The organism is Myxococcus sp. CA039A (assembly GCF_013336645.1).
Lineage (GTDB): Bacteria > Myxococcota > Myxococcia > Myxococcales > Myxococcaceae > Myxococcus > Myxococcus llanfairpwllgwyngyllgogerychwyrndrobwllllantysiliogogogochensis.
Map to the genome: position 1 here is coordinate 1 of NZ_JABUMQ010000263.1, position 16,423 is coordinate 16,423.

Consider the following 16,423-nt stretch of genomic DNA (forward strand, 5'->3'; position numbering starts at 1 on the left):
GTCCCAGCCACCGCGCCACCCTGCCCCGCACCACCGCGCGCACCCGACCGAGCCGCGACGGCCCCCGGTCCCACTCCGCGCCCAGCTCCACCGCGCCTCGCCGGACACACGTCACGCGCCCGAGGATGCGCGATGCGGGAATCGGAGGGTCCTCCGCCGGCGCATTGTCCCCGCGCAGCGACAGCACGCCCTTCCCCGCCGCGCGGACCCGATGCAGGACGAGCGCGTCGTCGAACCGCGCCAGCACCACCTCACCCGGCCGAGCTTCGCCAGACAACGGCTCCACACCGGCGAAGTCCCCTGCCCGCAACGATGGCCACATGCTGTCTCCCCGTACGGGAATCCAGCGAAAGGCCGAAGGCGAAGCGGAGGTGGGGGACTCACCCGACATTTCCGAGCCAGTCTACTCCACCGGCCAGGGCGGCGCGAATGAGTCCCTTTGGATTCCCCTTGAATTTCCCGGAGGTTACGAGACCCCTCCGGGCTGGACTGAATCACGGGGAGTCCTGAATTCCCTCGACTACAAACTCAGGAGGCGCTGGAGGCGTCCGCCCGGGGGGCGACCGAGTGGGCCCGCACCGTCCGCGCGATGTCGTCCAGGGCCACGGGGGTGGGCTCCCCTCCGGCCATCGGCTTGAGCTTCGCCTGCCCGCTGGTGCGCTCCAACTCCCCGAGCACGAGCGTGAAGCGCGCCCCGCTCTTGTCCGAGCGCTTCATCTGGCTCCTGAGAGTGCCGCCGCGCGTGTCGAAGTCCACGCGAAGGCCCTCGCGCCGCAGCCGGCTCGCCAGGGTGAAGGCCGCGTCATGCGAGCCCGCATCCGCCACCGCGATGAACAGGTCTGGCGTCGCGCCGAACTTCTGCTGGCTCTCCTTGAGCAGGAGTACCAGGCGGTCCAGGCCGCACGCGAAGCCGACGGCGGGCACGTCCGGCCCCCCCAGGCTCTTCACCAGCTTGTCGTAGCGGCCACCGGCGCCCACCGTGCTGGCGGTGCCCAGCGCGGGGTGCGAGGCGATGAACTCGAAGACGGTGCGCGTGTAGTAGTCCAGGCCGCGAACCATGCGCGGATTGACGACGAACTTGATGTCCAGCGCCGTCAGCTTGCGCTGCACGTCATCGAAGTGCGCGCGGCACGGCTCGCACAGGAACTCGAGCACGTTGGGGCCCTTGGCGGCCACCGCCTGACACGTCGGGTTCTTGCAGTCGAGCACCCGCAGCGGGTTCTTCTCCATGCGCCGGTGACAGTCGGAGCACAGCTCCTCGCGGTGGGCCTGCAGGTACTCCACCAGCTTCGCGTGATACGCGGGCCGGCACGTCTCGTCGCCCAGCGAGTTGAGGTTGAGCGTGATGTCCTGGAGCCCCAGCTTCTGGAGGAACTGGGCCACCATGTCCATCACCTCGACGTCCTGGGCGGCCTCCTTCGAACCGTAGGCCTCCGCGCCGATTTGATAGAACTGCCGGTAGCGGCCCGTCTTCATCCGCTCGTACCGGAACATCGGCCCCGTGTAGAACCAGCGCGTCAGCGGCTCCTTGTTCAAGATGGAGTGCTCGATGTACGCGCGCGCCGCCGGGGCCGTGCCCTCGGGTCTCAGGGACAGGCTGCGGTCGTTCTTGTCGGTGAAGGTGTACATCTCCTTGCCGACGATGTCCGTCTCCTCACCCACGCTGCGCACGAACAGCGCCGTGTCCTCCAGCATGGGCGTGCGGATCTCCCCATAACCGAAGCGACCGAACAGCTCTCGCGCCAGGCCCTCCACGTGCTGCCAGATCTCAATCTCGCCTGGCAGCAGGTCGTTCATACCCTTGACGGCGCTGAGCGTCTGACTCACGGGATGACTCCAATGCGCTGCCCCAGCCGAAGCACCGCCTCTTCCTGGAGGCTCGCTTCCCACTTCACGCGGCCGGGCTCGAACAACAGGATGACGGTGGAGCCCATCTCGAACCGACCCAGCTCGCCGGCCTTCTCCACCTTGTAGCCCTCTTGATACCGGTGCACCTTGCCCGGCTGGCCCGTGTGCGTGGTGATGTCCTCGTAGGACGCCTTGATGCGCGACACACAGGTGGCGCCCACCTTCACCACGGCGCACTGCCCCGCCGCCGTCTGGAGGTAGGTCACCAGCCGCTCGTTGACGCAGAACAGGGACTGCTTGTTCTTCACCGACGCCGGATTCACCGGCCAGAACTCACCGGGGATGTACGCATAGCCGGTGATGGTGCCCGCCAGCGGCGAGTGGATGCGGTGGTAGTCGCGCGGCGACAGGTAGATGGTCGTCCAGGCTCCACCGTGGAAGGGCTTCGCCGCCTCCGCGTCACCCAGCAGCTCGTCCACCGTGTACTCGATGCCCTTGGCCTGCAGGCACCGGCCGTGCTCGGAATAGCCCACCTGCGACACGCGGCCGTCCACCGGGGACACCACGGCCTTCTCGTCCGGGTCGATGGGGCGCAGGCCCGGCTTGAGGGCGCGCGTGAAGAACTGCGCGAACGTGGGGTAGTGCTCGATGGGGTGCTCGGCCTCCGCCATGTCCACGTTGTAGGACTTGGCGAACGCCCGCATGGCCGCCTGGTGGACGGGCGCGGGAATGGGCACTCGCGTGGCCATGCCCACCGCCGTCGACAGGGCGGACTTGGGCAACACGCGCATCAACTTCATGAAGGTCTGTTCGTTCATGGGGCGTCTTTGACTAACGGCCGGCGTCGGTCCCCGCGGGGGGCTCCGTCCCGGCATCCAGCGTCCGCGTCACCGTCCGCACGGAGCTCTTGGGCAACAACATCAACACCCGGCCTTCTTCGACGATCAGCACCGTGTCGGGATGTCCGGGGTACTCCAGGCGGCAGGCCGTGCTGTCAGTCAGCTCCCACGCGTCCCGGATGCCGCGCCCCTCCACGTTGATGGGGGTGCCACGCTTGAAGCAGCCACGGAAGCCGGCGACCAGCTCGTTCGCCGGGGTGCCAGTCTGGGGGCCGTTCACCGGGCCGGCGTCTGGAGGACCGGCGTCCACGGCCTCGGCGGGAGGAGGAGGCGGCGGCGGTGCCAGCGTGGTGGAGGGCGCGTTCGGGACGACCTCGTGGGCGCTGGCCACGGCCTTCTGCCTCGCGACGAGGGCCTCCTGCATGCGCGCCCGGTTCTTCTGGATGCGCTGGAGCAGCTCCTGCGCGGAGGGCGCATCCAGGCTGTCCTGGGGCACGCGTTGGAGCTTCGCCTCGATGGACCCCATCTGCGGGTCCAGATAGGCGTCATCCAGCTTCTGCGCGTACAGCTCGCGGAACTGGCGGGTGGCCTGCTCGTACTCAGCGGACGGCGGTGGTGGCTCGCGACGGCAGGCCGACAACACCAGCAGGAGGGCGGAAACAAGGGCCGCGAAGGGCCGGAGGGATGCTCGGAGGACCTGGGGGCGCACGCACCCGGTTTATTTCATTTCCCCCCGCCGTGCCCAGTTTTCAGAAAGCGCCGCGTCAAACGCCGAGGAACAGGCGCTTGCCGAAGTTGAGCGCCAGGTCGGCGTCGAAGATCTTCTGGGCGGACGTCTCGATGTCGTACTCCACCCGGACGTACTCCACCGTGCGCGCATCCGTGTCGCAGATGACGAAGCAGGCACGGTTGTCGTAGTCGCGCGGCTGGCCCACGCTGCCCACGGAGATGATGTACTTGTAGCCCTTGCGGATGCCGAACTTCTGGGCCACCACGTCGTTCACCTCGCCATTGCCGATGGCGAACGCCCGGCACAGGTGGCTGTGGCCGATGAACGTCACCTCCGGCAGCTCCTCCACGTAGGGCGTCAGCTCCCGCGCCTGCTCCAGCGCGAAGATGTACTCGTACGCCTTCGGGTCGATGGGCGAGCCGTGGCAGAAGCCCACCTCGCCGATGCGGTACGTGTACGGAAGGCTGCGCAGCCACGCCATGTTCTCGTCCGTGAGGACGTTGGCGGACCAGTCCAGCGCGTGCCGGGCGGCGTCGTAGTAGTACGAGTAGTCCATCCGCCCCGCCACCGCGGCGTCGTGGTTGCCCAGCAGCGTGACTTCCGCCACCGAGCGAACCAGCTCGCAGCACGGGTTGGGAGACGCGCCGTAACCGACGATGTCCCCCAGGGACACGATGCGGTCGACCTTCTGATGCTCGGAGACCCGGAGCACCTCGGTGAGCGCTTCGATGTTGGAGTGGATGTCGGAGATGACGGCGATGCGCATGGATGCCTCGGTCGGTGGCGCCGCGTTCAGCCGGCCCAGACCGCCTTCACGGGGTTCTTCTGCTGCTGCGAGATAATCCGCCGGAGCCGCCCCAAGGTTTCCGCATCCAGCGATTCGAACTGGAGCCCCATCCCCGGCGGGTAGGCCCGGTCCTCCTCTTCCCTCAGCCATACCACCGTGGCCGCCGCCTGTACTTCGGGATCCTCCGCGGGCGTCAGCCGGAGGACCGCTCGCGCACCTCGCGCCAGCGGAGTGCTCGTCCGGAGAAACAGACCTCCCTCGCTCAGGTTCGTGATGCGGGCATACAGGGTGACGTTGTCTCCCTCGCACCAGCAGCGCAGCAAGGTGGGTACCCGTGCGGACTTTCGGTTATCGCTCAACCCTCTTCCTTCCCGAGCACCAAAGGATGGAAGCCTAGAGACGGCCTGAATCCACCGTCAAGTTCGTGGGTGAGCTGGGACCCCACCTCACCCTCCAGGCGCTCAACGCTCCAGCGGGCCCAGGTCGTCGAAATGGGTCAGCTTCCTGAATTCCGCGAAACGAGCGCGAATCTCCGGATGCGTCACCTCGCGCAGGCGCTCCAGGCTGAACTTCTCCACGGTGAAGGAGGCCATGACGCTGCCCATCACCATGGCCCGGCGCAGCACCGTCGAGTCGATGTCCGACGTCGCCGTGGCCAGCGCGCCCATGAAGCCACCCGCGAAGGTGTCACCGGCGCCGGTGGGGTCGAAGACCTCCGCCAGCGGGAAGGCCGGGCAGGCGAAGACGTGGTCCTTCTCGAAGAGGAGCGCGCCGTACTCGCCGCGCTTGATGACGACGCGCTGCGGCCCCATGCCGAGGATGGCGCGCGCGGCCTTCACGACGTTGTGCTCACCGGCCAGCTGGCGCGCCTCCGCGTCGTTGACGAAGAGCAGGTTGACGCGCTGGAGCGTCTTGAGCAGGGCCTCGCGGCTGCCCTGGATCCAGAAGTTCATCGTGTCGGCGGCCACCAGCTTGGGCGAGCGCACCTGATCCACCACGCGCGCCTGCAGCTCCGGGTGGATGTTGCCCAGGAAGACGTAGGGCGTGTCGCGGTAGGCCGCGGGCAGCTCGGGCGAGAAGGTCTGGAAGACGTTGAGCTGGGTGTCCAGTGTCTTCGCCTCGTTCAGCTCGTAGCCATAGCGGCCCTTCCAGCGGAAGGTGCGGCCGGGCACGCGGGTGAGGCCCTCCAGGTCGATGCCTCGCCCCTTGAGGAAGCTCACGTGAGCTTCAGGGAAGTCCTCGCCCACCACGGCGACGATGCGCGCGGGAGTGAAGAACGACGCCGACGTGGAGAAGTAGGTGGCGGACCCGCCGAGGACGTCCTCCTTCTGTCCGAAGGGGGTTTCCACCGAGTCCAATGCGACGGAGCCGACGACAAGGAGGGACATTGCGAGCTTCCTGGAAATACAGAGGGGGGCACGGTGCCCTGCCAGGAACCCCGTGCCCGTGCCGGGTACGCGGTTTCACGGCTGGCGTCAAGCCGCGCAGCCGTGAAAACCCCGATCAGGGGGTGGGGATGCCCGTGGCCGTGAGGATGGCCTTCAGGTCGTCATCGGTGAAGAACAGGCCGCCGCCCACGAAGAAATCGCGGCCGGCGATGAGGCGCTGCGTCGCCGTGTCCCGCTGCTGGGCGTTGAGCATGTCGTCCATGCCCGCGACGACGAACAGGTGGTCGAACGCTTGAGCCCGCAGCGTGGCGCGCAGCCGGGGATAACGCAGCTCGTCCGCCGCGAAGTTGAAGGCGTCCATCTTCAGCGTGAGGGCGTCGTCGAACAGGTGCAGGTCCGCGCCCACGCCGCCGGTGGACTCGATGAGGCCCACGCGCAGGGTGGTGAAGTACCAGCGCTTGGCGAACTGCGCGCTGAACCTCAGGCTCTCCTTCGTCACCTTGCGGGTCTGGATGACGGGGTCGCCCTCGGACGGCGGATTGGTCTGCACGGTCTCCGTCGTCACGGTGCCGCGCGGGTCGTCCACCAGCTCCAGCAGGTAGTACTTGTCCGGCTTGGGGATGAGCCGCACGGAGAAGACGTTCTTGGAGCGGCCCTGGGCGGCCAGGTAGCTGCTCTGGATGCCGACCTCCGTCTGGAGGTCGGTGAGCTTGGCGGCGAAGCGGGCCACGTCCTGCACCGTCTCGCGGACCTCGCGGCCCACGCTCTCGTCGGTGAGCAGCACGCCCGCGGCGCCCTCCCCGTCCTTCACCTTACGGGTGATCTCCTCCAGGTTGCCCAGCGTGCTGTCCAGCTTGGTCAGCGTCTGCTTCAGGCTGGCGACGCTCTCCTTGAAGTCACCCTCCCCGCTCCCGACGATGTTCTTGACGCTGGCGAGCACCTCGCGCACGTCGCGGGTGATGAACTCGATGTTGTCGACGATGCGGCCGACGTCGGCCTGGTTGTTCTGGGTGATGGTCCGCACGTCGGTCGACACCCCCTCGAAGTTCGCGAGGATGACGTCCAGCCGGTCCGCGTTGCGGCGCACCGTCGCGTCCACCGAGTCCGACAGACGGACGAGGTTCTCGACGATGCGCTGGAGCGAGCCGGCGCCGCGCTCTCCGCCCAGCACCTCGCGCAGCGCGCCCGTCACCTGCTGGATGTCGGAGGTGATCTGCGACAGCGACTCGAAGATGGCCTCCATGCCCTGCGTGTCGATGACCCGGCGGATCTGCCCGCCGTTCTCCAGCTTGGGGGCGTTCTCCGTGCCGGGATTCAAGTCCAGCAGGTAGTCGCCCAGGAGCGACTCCGAGCGCTTGGTGACGACCGCGTCCTCGCGCAGGTCCACGTCTTCGCGGATCTTCAGGACGACGCGCGCCCGCGTGCCCTCCAGGATGATGTCGTCAATCTCTCCCACCCGGATGCCGGCGATCTGCACCCGGCCGCGCACCGCGAGGCCAGACGCGTCCCGGAAATAGGCCCACACGCGCGTGGAGTCGCTGTCGCTCAGGCCGCCTTCGCGTGCGAACAGCACGAAGGTGACGAAAAAGGCCCCCGCGGCGATGACCAGCAGGCCAACACGGAAGGGCGTAACGAGCTTCTTCACCTGATGTGACTCCGAGGGCTACCGGCCGGGCGCGACTCTAACGTTTTGCATCTGGAGTGCCACATTTTCCTGAAAGCGGAGCCTCCCGGGGCCCCTGCCCTCAGTTCTTCCCGAACCACGTCTCCAGGAACACCTTCACCGCCGGGTGCTGGGACTCGCGCAGCTGCTCCGGAGGGCCGTGCGCCACGATGACGCCCTTGGAGAGGAACGCGATCTGGTCCCCCACGTTGAACGCCGAGGAGATGTCGTGACTGATGACCACGCTCGTCACGCCCAGCCCCTTCTGCGCCGCCAGGATCATCTCATCCACGTAGTCCGTGGTGATGGGGTCCAACCCCGTGGTCGGCTCGTCGTAGAGGACGATCTTCGGGTCCAACACGACGGCGCGCGCCAGGCCCACGCGCTTGCGCATGCCGCCCGACAGGTCCGACGGGAACTTCGACTCCACCTCCCGTTTGAGCCCCATCAAGTCCAGCTTGGAGCGGACCTTGGCGTACAGCTCGTCCTCGGACAGGTGGGTGTGCTCGCGCAAGGGGAAGGCGACGTTCTCGAACACCGTCATGGAGTCGAAGAGGGCCGCGGCCTGGAACACCATGCCGAACTTGTTTCGGACGCGCTGGAGGCTTTGCACCCCCATGGGGATGATGTCCTCGCCGTCGATGATGACCTGGCCGCTGTCGGGGCGGAGCAGGCCAATCATGTGCTTCATCAGCACCGTCTTCCCGGAGCCGGAGCCGCCGAGGATGACGCACGTGCTGCCCGCGGGCACGCTGAGGTTGATGCCGGTGAGGACCTTGTTCTCACCGAACGTCTTGTGCAGGTCCACGATCTCGATCATCGGCTTCGTGGACATGCCTGCGTTGTCTTCGGACGGAGGACCGGAGGCAGCCATCAGTGCATCACGATGCCCACGAGGAAATCGAGGATGAAGATGGACAGGGCGCTGGCCACCATCGCCTCGGTCGTCGCCTGGCCCACGCCCTTGGCGCCGCCCGACGCGTTGAAGCCCTTGTAGCAACAGATGAGCGCCACGGAGACGCCGAACACGGCCCCCTTGATGACGCCCTCGTAGATGTCCACCGGCTCCAGCCACTGCTGGGTGCGCGTCAGGAAGGTGCCCGGGGAGATTCCCAGGCCTCCCACCGCGACGAAGTAGGCACCCGTCATGCCCGCGGTGCTGAACAGGATGGTCAGCATGGGGACCATGAACAGGCCCGCCAGGATTCGGGGCACCAGCAGGTACTGCACCGGGTTGACGGCCATGGTCTCCAGCGCGTCCACCTGCTCGGTGACGCGCATGGTGCCCAGCTCCGTGCACATGGCGGAGCCGGCGCGCATGGTGACCATCAGCGCGGAGAACACCGCCGCCAGTTCGCGCGTCAGCGTCAGCGCCACCGTGGGGCCGACGAGGCTCTCCGCGTCGAAGAGCGCGAAGGCCTCGGACGTCTGGAGGGCGAACACCATGCCGGTGAACAACCCCGTCAGTCCGACGATGAAGATGGAGCCCACCCCCACGAAGTCCAGCTGGGCGAACAGGTTGTGGAGGCGGAAGGGGCGCCGGACGCTCCAGCGGGCCACGTCGATGGCCAGCGTCACGACGCCGCCAATGGTGCTGACGACGTCGATGAGGCCCTTGCCGAAGCCGGCCACCGTCTGGGTGAAAATCCCTGGCTCGCGGGCCGGCTTGCTGGGGGTCTGCGTGGTCATGCGGTCAGGCGCCTACTCTTACGTGCCACGACGGGGGGCACAAGCGAAGTGTTCCCTCCCAGGCCTGGGAGCGATACCACCAGGCGGGCGGGCGACGAAGGGACTACCTCACTTCGGAGCGATGCGTTTATGTTCCGCGCCCCTTTCTTTCCAAGCCCGGTGCCCGCGAGGCGCACCGGGCCGAGAACTCAGACGAACATGGCAACTCATAAGGTCGGCGGCGAGGTGGACGCATACTGCACCCGCTGCAAGCTCACCCTCGCGCACACCATCCTGGCGATAGTGGGAACGAAGATCGCTCGGGTGCGCTGTAACACCTGCAACGGGGACCACGCCTACCGAGGCGCCCCGGGCACGACGGACCGCCCTGCTCCCACCCCGCGCGCGAGCCGGGCCTCGGGTGGCCTGACCAGGGCGGAGAAGATCATCATCTCCTTCGAGGAGCAGCTGGCTGGAAGGGACGTCGCCAACGCGCCCCGCTACAGCCCGAAGGACACGTACAGCGTGGATCAGGTCATCCAGCACCCGACGTTCGGCGTGGGACTGGTGACGGCGGTGCGGGGCGACAAGGTGGACCTCACCTTCCGCACCGACACCAAGACGCTGGTGCATGGCCGCGGCGGCGCGCCCTCGGAGAAGCCCGCCTTCAGCCCGCCCGTCCGGCAGGCGACCGGCCCCGCGGACAAGCCGCAGGTCGCCGCTGAAGAAGTCCCGGCGGAAGCGCCCGTCGAGGAATCCCCCGCAACCGGGGATTGACCGAGGCGAGGCGGGAGGGCGAAGTTGGGCGGCACGCTCGTGCGCACCCGCTCGCCGCCCTTCCTGCCGTTCCTCGTGCTGGCCCTGGCCGCTTCGGCGGCCCTGGCGGCGGCTCCTCCGGACTCCGGCCTGGAGGTGCGCGCCGCTCCCGCTCGGGTCGTCCTGGGGCGGGACCTGGCCGTCGCATTGGAGGTCCGCGTTCCTCCAGGCGCGGGGCCGGTGCGGGCCGCGGCGTCGTCGGGGCGGTTCGCGGAGGAGCGACTGGACGGCGGTGCCCGGCGCACCTTCCGTTGGACGCCCCCTCCCGTGCGGCACCCCCTGGTGGCGGTGTTCGCGTTCTGGGTCGAGGCCGGTGACGGCCCTCCCCGGGTGACGCTGTTCCGGCTCGGGTTGCTCGGACAGACGACGCTCGACGTGGCCACCGCGCCTGGCGCCACCGTCGAGGTGTTGCTCGGCGACAAGCGCTTCGGCCCCATCCAGGCGGATGCCCGAGGCAAGGCCCGGGTCCCCGTGGAGGTGCCTCCCGGTGTCGTGTCCGCGCGCGTGCTCGCCACTCGAGGTGAGCTGCGCACCGATGCGGCCACGCCCCTGGATGCGCCCCGCGCGAGCCCACGCGTCGCGGTGCTCACGCCCTCTCCCCTCCCCGCCGAGGGAGGCTGGTTGTTCGTCGCGGGTGGGGGACCACTCAACTTGGCTGCGCTGGAGCTGTCCGTCGAGGGCGCCCGGTATGAGCCCGTGCGGGGAGGAGCCAACGTCGCGCGCTTCCGTGTGGTGCCAGCGCCCGAGGCCTCCTCCGTCACGGTGAGCGTGCAATCGCCGGGGGCGGAAGTGGCTCGGACCCGGGCCGACGTGAGACGCGTGCCCTCGCGGAAGGACCTCGTGCCCGTGTCTCCCCTCGCGGAGGAAGCTCAGGGCACATGGCGTCCGGCGCTGCAGGTACTGGCGGGGGGCTCGTTCGCCAGCGGAGACAACACGGGCCCTTTCGGCGCGCTGGGTGTGTCGCTCACCGCGCCGTGGTGGAACGGACGGTTCGCGGCGGAGCTGGAGGTGGGCATGCGGGGCGCCACGTTCAACGGGACGGTGGGCACGCTTGGCGCGGTGCGTTCCCAGGTGCTGGCGGTGCCCGTCCTCGCGTCGGTGCGCGCGGAGGTGCTCCAGTTCGCCGCGTTCACCCTGTACGGCCGAGCAGGAGGTGGACTGGCGCCTTTCCGTCATCGACTCCGCAGCGACTTCCAGGCGGAAGTGAAAGAGAGCAAGCTTTCCGGCATGGGGTTCCTGGCCGTCCAGGGCGCGTACCGGTTCGGGCGCTGGAGCGCGCTGGGAGAGTTTCGTGGCGCGTGGGCACCAGCGAGCACGCCCCTGCTGGACGCGCAGCTCGGCGGTGTGGCCGCGCTGCTGGGGATGAGGTTCGAGCCATGACTCGCGTCACCGTGCTCCTCGCGCTGCTGTTGGCGGCTTGCGGCTCGAGCGCGGTGCTCCCGGCTCCGACCATCATCGCGGTGAGTCCGAGAGAGGCGCAGGTCGGCTATCCCGGCACCATCCGCGTGACGCTGGACGCGGTGTTCCCCATCCGCGTGGACTACTCCCGCCAGGAGGCGCGCGCGGGGACCGGGACGCGGCTGTGGTTCGGCTCCGTGGAAGCGCCCCTGCACGACATCGACGAGAGTGGCACGCTCTCGGCGGATGTGCCGGAGCTGCTGCCCCCGGGAGAGCACGATGTCCGCGTCGTCCTCGCAGACGGTCGGGAGGCCCGCCGTGAACGAGGCTTCACCCTGCTCGACGGGGACGGCACAGACGAGGACGGCGGTGTGGAGGAGGTCCCCGACGGAGGCATCTTCGTCGCGGATGGAGGCCTGGAGCAGGATGGTGGGCCGACTCCGGGAACGCCGATGCAGCCAGGGGACATCACCGGCTTCGAGTTCGAGCCGGTGCAGGAGCAGACCCGGGGCCAGCCCTTCGTCATCACGGTCCGAGCCCTGGGCCCGCGCGCGGCGGAGTTCGAGGACAAGCTGGACCTCACCGTGAACAAGTCCAACGGGGGCGTCAGCCCCACGTCGCTGGATCAGTTCGTCGCGGGGGTCTGCACGCAGTCCATCACCCTGGACGTCCAGGGCGACAACGTGACGCTGACGGTGACGGACCGCTTCGGAGTCGAGGGCAACTCCAACAGCTTCAAGGTGAAGTAGTCCGCCGCGTCAGGCCAGCGTGAGGCGCAGCAGCTCGCGAACGCGCGCCATGTCCGGAGGCAGCGGAGCCTCCACCGCCCGAGCCTCCACTCCGGGTAGCGCGGGCCACTCCACCCGCGCCGCGTGCAGGGGAGTGCGCGCGAGCGCCACGGCTTCCCCCTGCCCTCCCAGCTCCTTCTCCAGCCAGGGCGTGTCGCGGCCGTACTGGTGGTCCAGCAGCAGCGGGTGCCCCAGCGAGAGCAGGTGCACGCGAATCTGGTGCGTGCGTCCGGTGAGGGGTTCGGCTTCCACCAGCGTGGCGCGGTCGAAGCTCTCCACCGGTCTCACGCGCGTGCGCGAGGGCTTCGCCTCCGCTTCTCCCGGACGGGCCACGCGCATGCGGCCCTTGCGCGCGGCGACCAGCGGCGCGTCCACGAGGCTCGGCGCATCGATTCGCCCTTCCACCAGCGCGACGTAGCGCTTGCGCACCTTGCCCGCCTCGAAGGCCACGGAGAGCGAGCGGTGCACCTGGGCGTCGAGCGCGAAGACGAGCGCACCGGAGGTGTCGCGATCCAACCGGTGCACCACGAAGATCTTCTGGCCCCGCTGTGCCTCCAGCGCATCGCGCAGGGATGGACCGCCATCACGCCCGGGGATGACAGGCACCCCGGGCGGCTTGTCCACCACCAGCAGTCCTCCTCCTTCGAAGAGGATGCGAACCTCGGTCACTCGTACTCCGAAGCCTGCACCACGGAGGTTGGCCCCAGTCCGCGCAGCTGCTTCTTCACCGCATCGGCCTTGCCCAGCACGACGATGGTGGGCGGCTCCGCGAAGCAGTACTTCTTCGCCACCACGGCCACCTGCTTCGGCGTCACCGCGCGCAGCCTGTCGCGGAAGTTCATCACCCAGTCGTCCCCCAGCCCGTGCAGGCGCATGTCGGCGATGCTGCTGGCGATGGACTCGTTCGTCTCCGTGCGCAGCGGGTAGAGGCCGCCCATGTACGCCTGCGCGTCGCGCAGTTCGCCCGGTTTGATTCCGGAGTCGCGCATCTTGGCGATCTCCGCCAGCGACACGTCGATGATCTCCCGCGTCGACTCCGTCTTGGTGAACGTCGAAAGGGCGAAGATGCCCGCCGCGTTCATCGCGTCGAACCAGCAGCCGATGCCGTACGTGAGGCCCCGGTTGACTCGGACCTCGTTCATCAGGCGCGAGGTGAAGCCGCCGCCCAGGGCCACGTTCATCGACGTGGCCGGGAAGTAGTCCTCGTGGCCCATGCGGTAGCCCGGGCCGCCCATGCGCACCTGCGACTGCGTCTGGTCCGGCTTGTCCACCACGATGACCTTGCCGGCCTTCGCCACCTTGGTCAGCGGCGGGATGACCATGGGCGCGTCGGGTCCGCCCGTCCAACCGGCGAAGGACTCCTCGGCCGCCGCGGCCACGCGCTTGGGGTCCACCGAGCCCACCACCACGAGCATGGCGATCTTCGGCCCCATGCGCTCCTGGTGGAAGCGCACCGCGTCTTCACGCGTGAAGGTGCTCACCGTCTTCACCGAGCCGCTCACGTCGTGCCCATAGGGATGATTCCCCCACAGGGCCTGGACCATGGCGCGGTCGGCGATGACAGACGGCTCGTCCAGGTCATTGGCGAACTGGGCCAGCGCCCTGTCGCGCGCGTCCACGACCTCCGACTCGGGGAAGCTGGGCTCCTGCACGAGCTGGCCCATGATGCCCAGCATCTGCGCGAAGTGCTCGGCCGGGGTGGTGATGGCGACGGACAGCGTGTCCTCGCCCACGCCCACGCCCAGGCTCGCGCCGACGAACTCCACGGCCTCGTCGATGGCCTCCGCGTTCAGGCGGCGGGTGCCCCGGCGCAGCAACCGGGCCGCGAAGTCCGCGATGCCATGCTTGCCCGCGGGGTCGGTGGAGCTGCCGGCGCGAATCACCAGCCGCATGGAGACCATGGGCAAGGGGCCGCGCTCGGCGGCGACCACGCGCAGCCCGCTGGACGTGGTGCTCTCGTGCAGCGTGGGGAACACCAGGGCGCGACTGGCCGAGCTCTTCACGGGCGCGGCCTTGCGAGGTGCGGACTTCGTCGCCCGGGCCGGCGTCTTCTTCTTCGCGGCGCCGCGGGGGGCGGACTTCGGGGTTCGGCTCTTGCGGGAGGCCATGGAGGCAATCAGCTTTCTTCAGAAGGCGCGGGCACCAGCGTCACGACGGAGCGGCGCTCGGGGAGGAGGTATTTCGCGGCGGCGGCCTTCACCTGCTCGCTCGTCACGGCGGCATAGGCGGAAGGCAGCGTGAGGACGTGGCGCCAGTCGCCCAGCAGCGCCTCGTAGTTGCCCATCGCGTGGGCACGGCCATTGTTGGTGCCCAGCTCGCGCAGGTGGTCCGAGCGCAGGTTGTTGAGCGCCTTCTGGAGCTCGCGTTCGGTGATGCCGTCGCGCGCCAGCTTCTCCAGCTCCGCGTACAGCGACGCCTCGGCCTTCTGCGGGTCCGCGCCGGGCTTCAGCTCCAGGAAGAAGAGGATGGTGCCGGGGTCGATGCGCCAGCTCCAGTCGAGCCCCACGCCCACCACCACCTTCTGCTCGTACACCATGGAGCGCACCAGCCGGCTCCCCTCCCCCTTCGTGAGCACGTACTGCGCCACGTCCAGGGCCAGGGTCTCCTCGTTGCGCGCGGCGGGCCCTCGGTAGCCAATCATCACCGCCGGGGACTGCGCGGGGTGGCGCACGGTGGCGCGGCGCTCACCGCGCTGCTCGGGCTCCGCGTTGATGACGGGCAGCGGCGCGGGGCCTCGGGGAATGTCGCCGTAGTAGCGGCGCACCAGGGCCATCGTCTTCTTCGGGTCGATGTCGCCCGCGATGTAGAGCATCGCGTTGTTGGGGGCGTAGTAGGTGCGGAAGAACGCCTGGCAGTCTTCGCGACTGATGGCTTCGATATCCGCCAACCAGCCAATCACCGGCCAGCGATACGCGTGCGCCTTGTAGATGAGCGAATCCAGCTCCTCGCCCATCATCCCGCCGATGTCGTTGTCCATGCGGACGCTGCGCTCTTCCTTCACCACCTCGCGCTCGCTGGTGAGCATGTCCTGGGAGATGCGCAGCGAGCGCATCCGGTCCGACTCCAAATCCAGCACCGTCTCCAGCGCGTCGGAGGAGAAGTCGTCGTAGTACACCGTCGCATCGTGGGACGTGTACGCGTTGGAGCTGCCGCCGTTGGACTCCAGCGTCTTGTCGAACATCTTGGGGCCGTACTTCTTGGCCCCGTTGAACATCATGTGCTCGAACAGGTGGCTGATGCCGGTGATGCCGGGGCGCTCATTGCGGCTGCCCACGTTGAAGAAGGTGTAGAGGCTGACGACGGGGGCCAGGTGGTTGGCCAGCAGGCGGACCTGGAGGCCATTGGGCAGCGTGGCCTCGTGCACGTCGAACAGGGACTGGAGGGCGGGGTCCGCGGCGCGGGCGGGAGCGGACTTCGTGGAAGCCTTGCGCATAGGCCCCCAACGTATACAGGGCGAGGCTACAGGTCCACGACACCTTCACGCAGGGCCAACACCACGGCCTCCACATGAGAGTTGACGCCCATCTTCCGGTAGATATGTGACAGGTGCGTGCGGACGGTGCGGCGCTCCAGCGTCATCACGTGCCCCACCTCCGCGTTGGACAGGCCCTTGGCCACGTAGCCCAGCACCTCGAACTCCGTGGGCGTCAGCTTCCAGGGGTTGTCCGCCTTCTTCTCCGGGGTGGCGGGCTTGCCCTGGATGGACTGGAAGTAGTTCCAGAAGCGACGGGCGATGATGGCTTCCAGGACGGTGCCGCCCGCCATCACCTCGTGGATGCCGGCGCGAATCTTCTCCGGGCCCACGCGCTTCACCAGGTAGCCGGACGCACCGGCCTGGATGGCCTCGTAGACCTTCTGCTCGTCGTCGAACGAGGTGAGGATGAGGATCTCCACCTCCGGCGCCTGACGCTTCACCTTCTGCGTCACCTGGATGCCGTTGATGCCGGGCAGCTCCAGGTCCAGCAGCACGAGCTGCGGCCGGACGCGGACGATGTCCTCCACCGCGGCCTCGCCCTCCTGACTGCTGCCCACGACCTCCAGCTCCTCGAACGTGCTCAGCACCTTGAGCAGGTTCTTGAGCAGCTGCGGCTGGTCCTCGACGACGAAGATGCGAGTGCGGTCCATGGTCACCGTCGGGGGGGCACGCTGAAGTTCAACACGGTTACTTGATTCTCTTTGCCCTTCAATATGCGGACCGACATCTTCTTCATCTCACCGGTCGACAGGGCGATCATCATGACCTCGTACGAGCCGACACGCACGGGGTAGCGCCTCACGGGCGTCGAGCGGCTGATGAGGTCTCCGTCGAGGAACACCTTCGCGGGGATGTTCGTCTCGATGGAGAGGAAGCCGCGCACCCTGACGGGTGGCTTGTTCAGCGCGACGACCTGCTCCTCCACTTCCTCCCGGGGCTCGGGCGCGCGGACGGCGGCGGCCTTCGGGGGCGGCGCGGGCCGGGGAATCGGCGTCGGGTCGGGAGGAAGCACGGGGGCATCCC

The 16,423-nt window shown here is 68.4% G+C and carries 17 protein-coding genes and 1 pseudogene; 3 read left to right on the plus strand and 15 right to left on the minus strand.

The annotated features are described in order from the left end of the window. The 10 genes from HR086_RS33960 to HR086_RS34005 all read right to left on the minus strand — a co-directional run. Nucleotides 1–322: S24/S26 family peptidase (locus HR086_RS33960; RefSeq protein ID WP_174467715.1), on the minus strand; the 322-nt coding region annotated here is incomplete at its 3' end. Nucleotides 323–528: 206 nt separating this feature from the next. Then, complete coding sequence (gene hisS / locus HR086_RS33965) at nt 529–1,797, minus strand: histidine--tRNA ligase (RefSeq protein ID WP_217442057.1); 1,269 nt, start codon at nt 1,795–1,797, stop codon at nt 529–531. 26 nt (nt 1,798–1,823) lie between these two features. Next, nucleotides 1,824–2,666 carry an archaetidylserine decarboxylase gene (gene asd / locus HR086_RS33970; RefSeq protein ID WP_141646468.1) on the minus strand — a complete coding sequence of 281 codons (843 nt, stop codon included), beginning with the start codon at nt 2,664–2,666 and terminating at the stop codon, nt 1,824–1,826. Nucleotides 2,667–2,679: 13 nt separating this feature from the next. Beyond that, nucleotides 2,680–3,396: a hypothetical protein gene (locus HR086_RS33975; RefSeq protein WP_141646469.1), complete on the minus strand. Its 717-nt coding sequence runs from the start codon at nt 3,394–3,396 to the stop codon at nt 2,680–2,682. Between the two features lie 55 nt (nt 3,397–3,451). Then, nucleotides 3,452–4,183 (minus strand): metallophosphoesterase, encoded by a 732-nt coding sequence (locus tag HR086_RS33980; RefSeq protein ID WP_141646470.1) that lies wholly within the window; start codon nt 4,181–4,183, stop codon nt 3,452–3,454. Nucleotides 4,184–4,209: 26 nt separating this feature from the next. Continuing rightward, nucleotides 4,210–4,563 carry a TIGR02266 family protein gene (locus HR086_RS33985; RefSeq protein ID WP_141646471.1) on the minus strand — a complete coding sequence of 118 codons (354 nt, stop codon included), beginning with the start codon at nt 4,561–4,563 and terminating at the stop codon, nt 4,210–4,212. A 102-nt stretch (nt 4,564–4,665) separates the two neighbouring features. Then, the gene (locus tag HR086_RS33990; RefSeq protein ID WP_141646472.1) at nt 4,666–5,592 is read right to left on the minus strand and encodes a PfkB family carbohydrate kinase; all 927 of its coding nucleotides are present in this window, start codon (nt 5,590–5,592) and stop codon (nt 4,666–4,668) included. Between the two features lie 115 nt (nt 5,593–5,707). After that, complete coding sequence (locus HR086_RS33995; protein ID WP_174455481.1) at nt 5,708–7,237, minus strand: MlaD family protein; 1,530 nt, start codon at nt 7,235–7,237, stop codon at nt 5,708–5,710. A 100-nt stretch (nt 7,238–7,337) separates the two neighbouring features. After that, a complete protein-coding gene (locus HR086_RS34000) occupies nt 7,338–8,075 on the minus strand; it encodes an ABC transporter ATP-binding protein (RefSeq protein WP_141646485.1) in 738 nt (245 codons plus the stop codon). Between the two features lie 53 nt (nt 8,076–8,128). Next, nucleotides 8,129–8,944, minus strand: a complete 816-nt coding sequence (locus tag HR086_RS34005; protein ID WP_141646474.1) for an ABC transporter permease — start codon at nt 8,942–8,944, stop codon at nt 8,129–8,131. Nucleotides 8,945–9,142: 198 nt separating this feature from the next. Here HR086_RS34005 and HR086_RS34010 point away from each other — a divergent pair, with 198 nt between their 5' ends. Genes HR086_RS34010 through HR086_RS34020 form a run of 3 tightly spaced genes read left to right on the plus strand, consistent with a single transcriptional unit; the run spans nt 9,143 to nt 11,886 of the window. Then, the gene (locus HR086_RS34010; RefSeq protein ID WP_141646475.1) at nt 9,143–9,700 is read left to right on the plus strand and encodes a hypothetical protein; all 558 of its coding nucleotides are present in this window, start codon (nt 9,143–9,145) and stop codon (nt 9,698–9,700) included. A 24-nt stretch (nt 9,701–9,724) separates the two neighbouring features. Beyond that, the gene (locus tag HR086_RS34015) at nt 9,725–11,119 is read left to right on the plus strand and encodes a hypothetical protein (RefSeq protein ID WP_217442056.1); all 1,395 of its coding nucleotides are present in this window, start codon (nt 9,725–9,727) and stop codon (nt 11,117–11,119) included. Beyond that, on the plus strand, nt 11,116–11,886 hold the full coding sequence (locus HR086_RS34020; protein ID WP_174467717.1) for a hypothetical protein: 771 nt from the start codon (nt 11,116–11,118) through the stop codon (nt 11,884–11,886). The genes HR086_RS34015 and HR086_RS34020 overlap by 4 nt, the downstream gene beginning before the upstream one ends. Nucleotides 11,887–11,895: 9 nt before the next feature. Here the strand turns inward: HR086_RS34020 and HR086_RS34025 are convergent, their stop codons facing one another. The 5 genes and pseudogenes from HR086_RS34025 to HR086_RS34045 form a co-directional block, all read right to left on the minus strand. Beyond that, on the minus strand, nt 11,896–12,594 hold the full coding sequence (locus HR086_RS34025) for an RluA family pseudouridine synthase (RefSeq protein WP_174455479.1): 699 nt from the start codon (nt 12,592–12,594) through the stop codon (nt 11,896–11,898). Further along, nucleotides 12,591–14,033 (minus strand): pitrilysin family protein, encoded by a 1,443-nt coding sequence (locus HR086_RS34030; RefSeq protein WP_174467718.1) that lies wholly within the window; start codon nt 14,031–14,033, stop codon nt 12,591–12,593. The genes HR086_RS34025 and HR086_RS34030 overlap by 4 nt, the downstream gene beginning before the upstream one ends. An 8-nt stretch (nt 14,034–14,041) precedes the next feature. Beyond that, nucleotides 14,042–15,358, minus strand: coding sequence for a pitrilysin family protein (locus tag HR086_RS34035; protein ID WP_141646480.1), 1,317 nt, complete (start codon nt 15,356–15,358; stop codon nt 14,042–14,044). A 26-nt stretch (nt 15,359–15,384) separates the two neighbouring features. Further along, the gene (locus HR086_RS34040) at nt 15,385–16,050 is read right to left on the minus strand and encodes a response regulator transcription factor (RefSeq protein WP_174455477.1); all 666 of its coding nucleotides are present in this window, start codon (nt 16,048–16,050) and stop codon (nt 15,385–15,387) included. A gap of 2 nt (nt 16,051–16,052) precedes the next feature. Beyond that, nucleotides 16,053–16,423, minus strand: a pseudogene (locus HR086_RS34045) (serine/threonine protein kinase); the annotation flags it as partial.

Bases quoted from the DNA above. Each gene is read 5' to 3' on its own strand.
- hisS (WP_217442057.1), bottom strand. From the start codon at position 1,797: ATGAACGACCTGCTGCCAGGCGAGATTGAGATCTGGCAGCACGTGGAG.
- asd (WP_141646468.1), bottom strand. From the start codon at position 2,666: ATGAACGAACAGACCTTCATGAAGTTGATGCGCGTGTTGCCCAAGTCC.
- HR086_RS33980 (WP_141646470.1), bottom strand. From the start codon at position 4,183: ATGCGCATCGCCGTCATCTCCGACATCCACTCCAACATCGAAGCGCTC.
- HR086_RS33990 (WP_141646472.1), bottom strand. From the start codon at position 5,592: ATGTCCCTCCTTGTCGTCGGCTCCGTCGCATTGGACTCGGTGGAAACC.
- HR086_RS34000 (WP_141646485.1), bottom strand. From the start codon at position 8,075: ATGATCGAGATCGTGGACCTGCACAAGACGTTCGGTGAGAACAAGGTC.
- HR086_RS34005 (WP_141646474.1), bottom strand. From the start codon at position 8,944: ATGACCACGCAGACCCCCAGCAAGCCGGCCCGCGAGCCAGGGATTTTC.
- HR086_RS34010 (WP_141646475.1), top strand. From the start codon at position 9,143: ATGGCAACTCATAAGGTCGGCGGCGAGGTGGACGCATACTGCACCCGC.
- HR086_RS34020 (WP_174467717.1), top strand. From the start codon at position 11,116: ATGACTCGCGTCACCGTGCTCCTCGCGCTGCTGTTGGCGGCTTGCGGC.
- HR086_RS34030 (WP_174467718.1), bottom strand. From the start codon at position 14,033: ATGGCCTCCCGCAAGAGCCGAACCCCGAAGTCCGCCCCCCGCGGCGCC.
- HR086_RS34035 (WP_141646480.1), bottom strand. From the start codon at position 15,358: ATGCGCAAGGCTTCCACGAAGTCCGCTCCCGCCCGCGCCGCGGACCCC.
- HR086_RS34040 (WP_174455477.1), bottom strand. From the start codon at position 16,050: ATGGACCGCACTCGCATCTTCGTCGTCGAGGACCAGCCGCAGCTGCTC.